This is a genomic window from Hydrogenophaga sp. (genome assembly GCF_048549895.1).
Taxonomy (GTDB): Bacteria; Pseudomonadota; Gammaproteobacteria; order Burkholderiales; family Burkholderiaceae_C; genus Hydrogenophaga.
This window is the reverse complement of sequence record NZ_JBLYYB010000192.1, coordinates 24,186-32,066: the sequence shown is the minus strand read 5'-3', so window position 1 is coordinate 32,066 and position 7,881 is coordinate 24,186. Positions and strand designations below refer to the sequence as shown.

Below are 7,881 nucleotides of genomic sequence, written 5' to 3'. Positions count from 1 at the left end.
GACTCTCCTAAATTGTTTCCGGGCACGTCGCCCCTTCTGCGTTCTCGATGAGAAAACACACAAGGAACGACGCGCACCGGTCACGAGAGACCCATGAACCAGGTGACAGAGCCACACTGGATTTCTCCAGCGTGGTTCTTGTCGGCATCAAGGCTGCGAACAGCAGTGACGCTCATGATGGACTACAGCTGTTTCAGGTAGCCGATCTCGCAAGTGAGACCCAATTGGTTTTGGTCGTCATGGAGACGACAAATGGTGCGAGCACCAAGGTAGCCTTCATTGTATGGGTCTGTGCCTTTCCAGTACAACTGAAATGTTGCTTCACCATCCCTTTGGGGGCTTCAACGATGGGTCGACACCGCGTTGAAGCCCCAGCACCCTCAATTCACCGGTATTTGTTCACGCGGCTTGGAGTACGGCAGCGTGCGGTCGGGTGTGAATCTTGGGTACTGATCCAAGACCAGTTCGTCCAGCGCCTTGTAGTCGGCCTTGGGCACAAGGAAGGTAGCTTCGTCCCCATCGCTGGCCCTCAGACCGAGAGCCAGCACCTGGCCCGTTGGCACGTTCCAGCAGCTGTCGGACCAGCATGCTTTCACGCGGTAGTTTCCGTGCAATCGGCTGTTGAGCTCGTCGCGCCGGCGCGCCGCTGAATTCGAGGCGGTCACTTTCTCAGCGAAGTGGGCCTCAAATGCGTCGGGGTACCAGTTGCGCATCAGGTCCTTGGCGATTTGCACCGCCTCCGGATTGAAGCAAGCGGGGTGTGCGGTGGCGGGGAAGCACCACTCCTGGTCCTCCTCGTACCAGCGCCAGTTGTCACCATCCAGGCCGCATGGGAAGTGCGGTGGCATCGACACATCGGAGCGCACACCGATCCCGCCATGCGAGGAGGTGTGAACGCGGATGATGGTGCGTTCGTCATTGAGGTAGCTGATTCCGTCAGCAGGGCCCCACGGGGTGTTCATGGTTTTCATGGTGTTTTCTAGGGAACGCCACGAGCTTCCAGGCCACTGGCACTGGAAGCCACATGGCAGGTTGGATGGGTCAGCCTTGGGAGAGGGGCTGCATGAGCACGTTGGACACATAGCCCATGGTCATGCGGTCAAGCGCCTCGGTCGCGGCAGCATCGAGGTTGATCTCTTCGTACAGCGGCAACTCGCTCAGCGTCGGGCCGTCCGAGTCGAACATGAGCCACTGGAAGCCGCGGGCACAAGCCAAAGTCAGGCAGTCGCTCACGTCCGTCGGTGCATCGATCAGCGTGGCCTGCAGCAGCTGCTGCTCGGGCACATGCATGAACCAGCCGTGGCTGTCCTTGGGGAAGAAGATCGAGCCCGGCAGTTCGTCCTGTTCGAGCAGCGTGCGCGTCGAAAAGGTCAGGTGCGCCGTGCTCAGGCACAGCATCTTGTGGATTTCCATTTGAGGTTCTCGTGTGAGGGCCTCAATCCCCACCGGGACTGGGCCCGGTGGCAGGAAGTGATGTGGCGTGCACAGGGCACGCAGCTTTCGCATAGAGCGAGAGGTGGCGGAAGTGTCGCCGTGGCAGTACTGTTGTGCAAGCGATGACGACCACTTGTGGGTGGCCCGCCAATGGGTTGGCATGCCCACTTGCCGGTGACGGTGGCGAGCCGGTGAGAAGTTGCTTCTTGCAGTTGGAAGCACAAAGCAAAACGCCCCCAGCTGGTAGCTGGGGGCGTTTTGGGTTTGAGCTGTTGCGGCTCTGTTGCGGGTGGTTAAGCGTCTGCTCTCGCGCGGCGCCCAGGGGGCGTCGAACGATCTTCCAGATAGTCGATCTTCTGATCCGCGCGGCGATTCTCTTCGGCCAGGATTGCGGTTTGCTTGCTAATCCAACGGCTTGCCAAGAGCGCGAAGATGATGCCTACGAGCATGATGATTTTGAGCAGATCGGCGGTTGACATGATCGTGTTCAGTATGTGCTGCATGTTGATGTCCTGATTGTAGGGCGAGCCCCACGAAACGCAACGGCTTGTGCTTCGCGTGAGGCCATTCATTTCTAAAGGTCCTTCTTGCTTCGCTCAAGCTCAGCGCGGACGACGTCACGAGCAATGCTGCGCACGGTTCCAGCCATCTTTCGATGTGCCTTCTTCTCTTCGCGTTCACGTAGCTCAGTGGCCCAAAGGGCAGCTCTGTTTGCGATTGTCGAAAACGCGACAAACCATGCGAAGGTGAAAGCGATGAGAACGATGTCCTCGTCGCGGTAACCGATGTAGGCGGCAGCACCAGAGCCCAGCAGCGACAGGTCGTGGGCGATTTCTCGCGCACGCTCCACCATCTCGGGGACTTCACGGTACTCCCTGAGCCGCATTTTCATCGGCTCCCACAGCGTCACCACCAGACCCAGAACTGCAGTGAGCATTCCCGGCGCGAGTGCCACAAGGATTTCTAGATATCCCATTTTTTTGTACTCCTTGAGGTTGTTGAAACCTGACAAGGAGCACCCCCAACGGGATGTTCCCGTCAGGATGTTGAATGCATGCACAGGGCATGCCGCAGTCGCAATTGCGAAAGGTGGAGAAAGTCTAGGTGCTGGCTGCGATCAGCGCCAGCGATGGCGACCAGTCGTGCGGGCCCGGCCGATACGGGCGCGCCTCACAGGCCTTCGAACTCTGCGGGATCGTGACCCGAACTGGAGCCCTTTGAGCGGGGGCTCAGGAAACCGACTGCGGACATGAGGTCACGCACCCAGTAGATGCCGGCGTCGAGGTCTCCCTTGCCCACGCTGGGCGGCAGGCATTCATCCCAGCCCTCGGTGTGTCCGTGCGCCGGCGCAATGCCCCAGACCTTCTGTGGTTTGTCGGCGGCAGGCGCCATGCCGCGCTGCGTGACGAACTCTTTGTCCAGTTCGTAAAACACCCAGGCCTCATCGGGTCCGAGGCGAAAGAACTGGAAGTTGCAGCCTGGTGCATGACCCGGGTACTGGGGGAAGCGGGCTTCGGGATCGGCCTTGGCCGGAACCCGGCTCATCGGCGGCGGCGCCGCTGCTTCGTTTTGCGCGGGTGTGATCGCACCGTGCGGACTGGCTTGAAGCGCAGCCGCCAAGTTGTGGCTTCTGGCCTTGGCGATGGCCGCCCAACGCATGCCCGCCGCCAGCGAGCGCTGGCGTTCGTTTTCGGCGGCGATCTCGTGCGCCCGCCGCTCCATCGCATCGATCTCACGTTGAGCCGACGCGCGCATGCCGTACGAGTCGGGCTGGTAGCCCCAGTGGATCTGCGCGGTTTGCGTGAGTGCGGCCATCGCCTCCTGGCGCGTTCTGGTTCCGCGTGGCCACGAAGGGACCACCACCAACGTGGCGTAGGCGCAGTCCTCGGGCAGATCGTCCAGAGAAGGGCTGGACATGCCGCCCACCTGGACGAAGAACGCCATCGGCGCGCCCGTCTCGAGCATCCCGGTGGCCACCGGCTGGGCCTTGGTCGGCGCATCGCGCCATGTGAGGGCTCCCACCAGCTGCGCACCCCATGTCACCGGCTGCGATCGGGAGAGCCACAGCGTGCTCACGCTGGCGTTGGTCGTGTAGAGCGGCAGCACCAGCGCGCCGCGCGCGTGCAGGTGGCGCAGGTGTTCGATGCCGAGGCTTCGTGCGAGGTTTTCCGCGCCGACCGCGCACTCGGGACGCTCCTGTGAGGCCTCGTGCGCGAAGTGCCATTCGTACTCGTTGCCCTGCTTGGCCACCAAAGGACTTTTGCAGGTCGGGCAGAAGCAGCCGCACCCTGCCCCCTTGGTCACATCACCGACGAAACGGATCTCGCCGAGCGCGTCGTACGCCATGATCATCACCGCTGCCATTGCCGAAAGCTCTCCAAGTTGGGGTCCGTGTGCATCTTGCCGGATGTGTCTCAGTGGTCGAAACTTTGGATCGTCTCAAATCGAGTTAACGTGTTCAAAAACGCGAGCTTGACGGTTCCGGTCGGGCCATTCCTTTGTTTTCCGATGATGATTTCGGCAACGCCTGGCTCTTTGCAAGCGTCCTTGGTGTAGTACTCATCGCGGTAGATGAACATGATGATGTCGGCATCCTGCTCGATGGCGCCTGACTCGCGCAAGTCGCTCATCATGGGGCGTTTGTCTGCCCTGGCCTCCACACTGCGGTTGAGCTGGGAGAGCGCGATCACCGGGCACTGCAGTTCCTTGGCCAGCATCTTCAAGCCCCGCGAAATCTCCCCGATCTCGGAGGCGCGGTTGTCACCGTCGTTGTTGCCGCTCATGAGCTGCAGGTAGTCGACCACGATCAGCCCGAGCCCCCCTGTCTGCCGTGCCAGCCGCCGCGCGTTGGCGCGAAGCTCGGAGGGTTTGAGGCCGGGGCTGTCATCGATGTGCAGGCGCACGTTGCGCAGTTTTTCGATGGCTTCGGTCAGCCGCGGCCATTCATCGTCGGTGAGCTTGCCGCTGCGCAGGTGGCTCTGGTGGATGCGCCCGATGGAGCCCACGATGCGCAGCGCCAGTTGGGACGCGCCCATCTCCATCGAAAACACCGCTACCGCTTTGTCCTCGTGCAGCGCCACGTGTTCGGCGATGTTGATGGCGAAAGCAGTTTTTCCCATGCTGGGGCGTGCGGCCAGCACCACCAGGTCACCGGCCTGCAGCCCCGAGGTCATGCGGTCCAGATCGATGTAGCCGGTGGGCACGCCCGTGACATCGCTGGGGTTGTCCGCGCGCGCGGAGACATCGTCGATCAGCTGGGCCACGAGGTTGTGCATCGACTGGAAGCCGTCTTTCATGCGGGAGCCCTGCTCTCCGATGTGAAACACCTTCTGCTCGGCCTCGTCGAGGATCGTGGCCACGTCACGCCCTTGGGGGTTCATCGCGGAGGTGGCGATCTCGTCGCTGGCTGAGATGAGGCGGCGCAGGATGGCGCGCTCGCGCACGAGCTCGGCGTAGCGGCGGATGTTCGCTGCCGAGGGCACGTACTGGGCCAGCGAGTTGAGGTACTGCAGACCACCGGCGCTCTCGTCCTTGCCCAGGCTGCGCAGGCGCTCGAACACGGTGACCACATCGGCCGCTTGTGAGCCGTTGACCAAGTGCTCAACCGTCTCGAACACCAGCCGGTGCTCGTAGCGGTAGAAATCGTCCGGGCGCAAGAGATCGCCCACCCGGTCCCAGGCGCTGTTGTCCAAGAGCAAGCCACCCAGCACGCTCGACTCGGCTTCCACGGAGTGCGGGGGCACGCGAAGCAGAGCGGTACCGGAATCGCCAGGAGGAGCGCTGTAGGCCTCGGGCGCGTCGAAGCTGGATGGTGGCTCGAAGGGCGCGGGCGCGGCGTGGGTGGGGCGACGTTCATGCGGTCGGGCTTTGCCGTTGGCTGCAGGACGCGAAGGCGCGAACCCGGCCTGCGGCTCTGCGCCGTTGGGACGCAGGGTCGGGTCGAAAAGTCCCCCACTGGGCTGTGGAGGCTGGCTGATGTCTTCGAACTCGTCGTGATTCACGCGCCATCTCCTTTTTCACGGCGTACCGCTTTCTGGCCGGGTTGTCGCTTCTTGTCAATGCGGGTGTCCGCCCCCTCGATCTCGGCTTGGCTCGCCTCACCGGGGCTGGTGGTGCTTTGTGTGGTGATGCCGGCGGCGCGCGCGATCACGCGCATGCCCTCCAGCGTCTTGAACCCCGCGCGGGTCTGTGCCTCCTCTTCGGGCATGGTGCGCAGCCAGTGCTGGATAAGGGAGTTGCGGATCACCGAGGTGCCTTGCGCGGTGCGCGGAGTGCCCCGAACGCCTTCTCCGCTGGAGGGGTCGAGCCCCGCAAAGGCGCGCTTGAAGATCAGGTACACCGCTGCCGGCTCCATCGGAAAAAACCGGTCCTTGATCGCGTTGCCCTCCTCGTCTTTGCGGGACTGGCGCGAGGGGAACAGCGGCCCGTTCAGACCGTGTTTCTTCATGTGGGCCTCCCGCCGAGCGAGCGGGACGTGCCTGGCGGTCATGTCGGTGAGCATCGCCTCGCGCTGCGCCACCCAGGGGAGCAAGACCTCGCACACCCGGGCGGGCAGCACGAAGCTGCGTCCGTTGAGCGCGCGTTCGCTGTGGGGCTGGGAGGGGCGCACGGTCAGCACCACCGGGGCGGCGGGCATGCGGGCACCTGCCGGGTTGTCGATGGCCGGGTTGCTCAGGTTGAGGCTTGGGGTGGGTGGCGTGCCCTCTCGCTCACTGCCCGGCAGCGTGCGCTGCGCGGCCTGGGCCATGGCCTGGACGATGGTGTGGGGTCCGGCGCCGAGGTCGCGCAGCTGGAGCTCGATGAGTTCGGCCGTGGTGATGCCGCACTCGGCCACCAGCGCCACGGCGGCGCGGTCGCGCAGCAGCCGCCAGTGGCTTTTGGTGTCGGAGGTGGGGGAGAAGATCTCCTGCAGCTGGCGCGTGTTCTGCAGGCGCGCGAGCACCCCGGGGGGCAGCACCCCGCCCTTTGCATCCTCAGCCTCGTATTTGGGCTGCAGGTCGTCGACCGTGGGCACCTGATCAATCCATTCCATCGTGCGGGCGTGGCCATAAGCGCCCTTGAGCACGCTGAAATAGCGCACCCGGGTGAGGCTGGACATCTTGGAGGGGTTGCGCGCGGGGCGGTGCTGGCGGCGCAGGCTGGGCGCCGGGCCGTCCAGGAAGGTCTCGATGGTCTGTCGAGTGGCGTCGCTCCAGTGCAGGGCTTGGCTCGCAAGCCAGCGGCACCAGGCGCCCCACAGCACGGCATTGGCGCGCACGCTGCTCTGCGCCAGCGGTTTCGGCTCCACCTGGGTCAGGCAAACCCGCGAATAGCTGTCGATGACTTCCTCGTGGCTGGGCGCATTGGGATGGGCACGGCCGCGCTTGGGCGGCACCGGAGGGGGCAACTCGGGCGGCAGCGGGGTTGTCAGGGGGTGGATGCGCGGCCTGCCGCGTTTGCGCGGCGCAGCGCCGTCCACGGCAGCGGGTGATGGAGCGCGGGGTGGCTGGCGGGTTTTCATGGCTGTGGCCCTTCGGGGTGGTCCATGGTGGTGGCGTCGACGGCCGACATGGCGCTCTGGAAGATGCGCTGGCGCGTGGGCACATCGAGCGCGTGGAGCTGGTGCAGGTTGTTCATGGCGTGCAGCTGCTCCAGCAGCAGGCCTTTGAAGGCGGCGGGGTCGTACCGGCGCGCGAACTTGCCCTCTCCGATGTCCACCGGTGGCGCGGGCGGCGTCAGGCACAGCAGGAAGGTGGCCCACAGATCGGGGATGGGCGCGAGGAAGTGCATCCAGTAGGGCCAATGCGCGTTGAGCGTGGCCAGGAAGGCGCGGCACTCGGGAATCTCGTGGACCTCGCGCGGGTCGTCGTTGTAGCCATCGAAGACGAACACGACGCTGTTTGCAAAGCGCCGGCAATGCTCGGCCGAGTTCGAGAGGTACATCAGGTCATCGACGCAGCGCCCGATGCGCGGGTTGGTGACTTCCTCGCGATCAAAGACGAGACAGATGCCACCCACATCGGCGGGTACGTCACGCAGTCCGCTGCCTAGGACGAAGGGTTGGGGATGGGGTTGGTTCATGGCGGTGATGAGGTGGTGAGCAGGGAAGGTGGGCCTGTCTGGGATTAAAGATATATGAATAGCGGTGCTTTGTAAGCCCCCTCCCCCTCTTTCCTGATAAACCTCTTCTCTCGTACCGACGAGGGACGTGGGACTCGCGGCGGCGCGGCGCCATGGATGTGAGGTGGGATATAGGGGAAGGGGAGGTCGACCAAAGGGGGCCCTACTGCCCGGGTTTTTCAGGAAGGCGTGTCTTGTGGGGATGGGGGAACGGCTAGTTATATATCTTTTAATAATCGGGAAAGTCGGGTGGCAGCGGGGCGATATCGGCGCCGGCGGGGGCGTGTCGCTGGCCAGCACCGAGCGGCCACAATCGCAGCGATCCCGATTTACGCGCCTGGGCCTCGG

The 7,881-nt window shown here is 63.9% G+C and carries 8 protein-coding genes; all 8 read right to left on the bottom strand.

All coding sequences use genetic code 11. From position 1 onward, the window contains the following. Positions 1 to 380: 380 nt before the first annotated feature. The 8 genes from ACN4F8_RS18240 to ACN4F8_RS18205 all read right to left on the bottom strand — a co-directional run bounded on the left by ACN4F8_RS18240 (position 381) and on the right by ACN4F8_RS18205 (position 7,494). The gene (locus ACN4F8_RS18240; RefSeq protein WP_419474869.1) at positions 381 to 971 is read right to left on the bottom strand and encodes a DUF7007 domain-containing protein; all 591 of its coding nucleotides are present in this window, start codon (positions 969 to 971) and stop codon (positions 381 to 383) included. Positions 972 to 1,041: 70 nt separating this feature from the next. Continuing rightward, positions 1,042 to 1,413, bottom strand: coding sequence for a hypothetical protein (locus ACN4F8_RS18235; RefSeq protein WP_419474868.1), 372 nt, complete (start codon positions 1,411 to 1,413; stop codon positions 1,042 to 1,044). 314 nt (positions 1,414 to 1,727) lie between these two features. Continuing rightward, positions 1,728 to 2,006 carry a hypothetical protein gene (locus ACN4F8_RS18230; RefSeq protein WP_419474867.1) on the bottom strand — a complete coding sequence of 93 codons (279 nt, stop codon included), beginning with the start codon at positions 2,004 to 2,006 and terminating at the stop codon, positions 1,728 to 1,730. 2 nt (positions 2,007 to 2,008) lie between these two features. After that, on the bottom strand, positions 2,009 to 2,446 hold the full coding sequence (locus ACN4F8_RS18225) for a hypothetical protein (RefSeq protein WP_419474866.1): 438 nt from the start codon (positions 2,444 to 2,446) through the stop codon (positions 2,009 to 2,011). A gap of 158 nt (positions 2,447 to 2,604) precedes the next feature. Next, on the bottom strand, positions 2,605 to 3,798 hold the full coding sequence (locus ACN4F8_RS18220; RefSeq protein ID WP_419474865.1) for a competence protein CoiA family protein: 1,194 nt from the start codon (positions 3,796 to 3,798) through the stop codon (positions 2,605 to 2,607). A 50-nt stretch (positions 3,799 to 3,848) separates the two neighbouring features. Further along, positions 3,849 to 5,186: a replicative DNA helicase gene (gene dnaB, locus ACN4F8_RS18215; protein ID WP_419474870.1), complete on the bottom strand. Its 1,338-nt coding sequence runs from the start codon at positions 5,184 to 5,186 to the stop codon at positions 3,849 to 3,851. 245 nt (positions 5,187 to 5,431) lie between these two features. Beyond that, positions 5,432 to 6,934 carry a hypothetical protein gene (locus ACN4F8_RS18210; RefSeq protein ID WP_419474864.1) on the bottom strand — a complete coding sequence of 501 codons (1,503 nt, stop codon included), beginning with the start codon at positions 6,932 to 6,934 and terminating at the stop codon, positions 5,432 to 5,434. Then, a complete protein-coding gene (locus tag ACN4F8_RS18205; protein WP_419474863.1) occupies positions 6,931 to 7,494 on the bottom strand; it encodes a hypothetical protein in 564 nt (187 codons plus the stop codon). Before ACN4F8_RS18205 ends, ACN4F8_RS18210 begins: the two co-directional genes overlap by 4 nt. Positions 7,495 to 7,881 lie beyond the last annotated feature (387 nt).

What these genes read in the sequence shown, in the direction of transcription:
- ACN4F8_RS18240 (WP_419474869.1), bottom strand. Translation starts at nt 971, where the DNA reads ATGAAAACCATGAACACCCCGTGGGGCCCTGCTGACGGAATCAGCTAC.
- ACN4F8_RS18235 (WP_419474868.1), bottom strand. Translation starts at nt 1,413, where the DNA reads ATGGAAATCCACAAGATGCTGTGCCTGAGCACGGCGCACCTGACCTTT.
- ACN4F8_RS18230 (WP_419474867.1), bottom strand. Translation starts at nt 2,006, where the DNA reads ATGAATGGCCTCACGCGAAGCACAAGCCGTTGCGTTTCGTGGGGCTCG.
- ACN4F8_RS18220 (WP_419474865.1), bottom strand. Translation starts at nt 3,798, where the DNA reads ATGGCAGCGGTGATGATCATGGCGTACGACGCGCTCGGCGAGATCCGT.
- ACN4F8_RS18210 (WP_419474864.1), bottom strand. Translation starts at nt 6,934, where the DNA reads ATGAAAACCCGCCAGCCACCCCGCGCTCCATCACCCGCTGCCGTGGAC.
- ACN4F8_RS18205 (WP_419474863.1), bottom strand. Translation starts at nt 7,494, where the DNA reads ATGAACCAACCCCATCCCCAACCCTTCGTCCTAGGCAGCGGACTGCGT.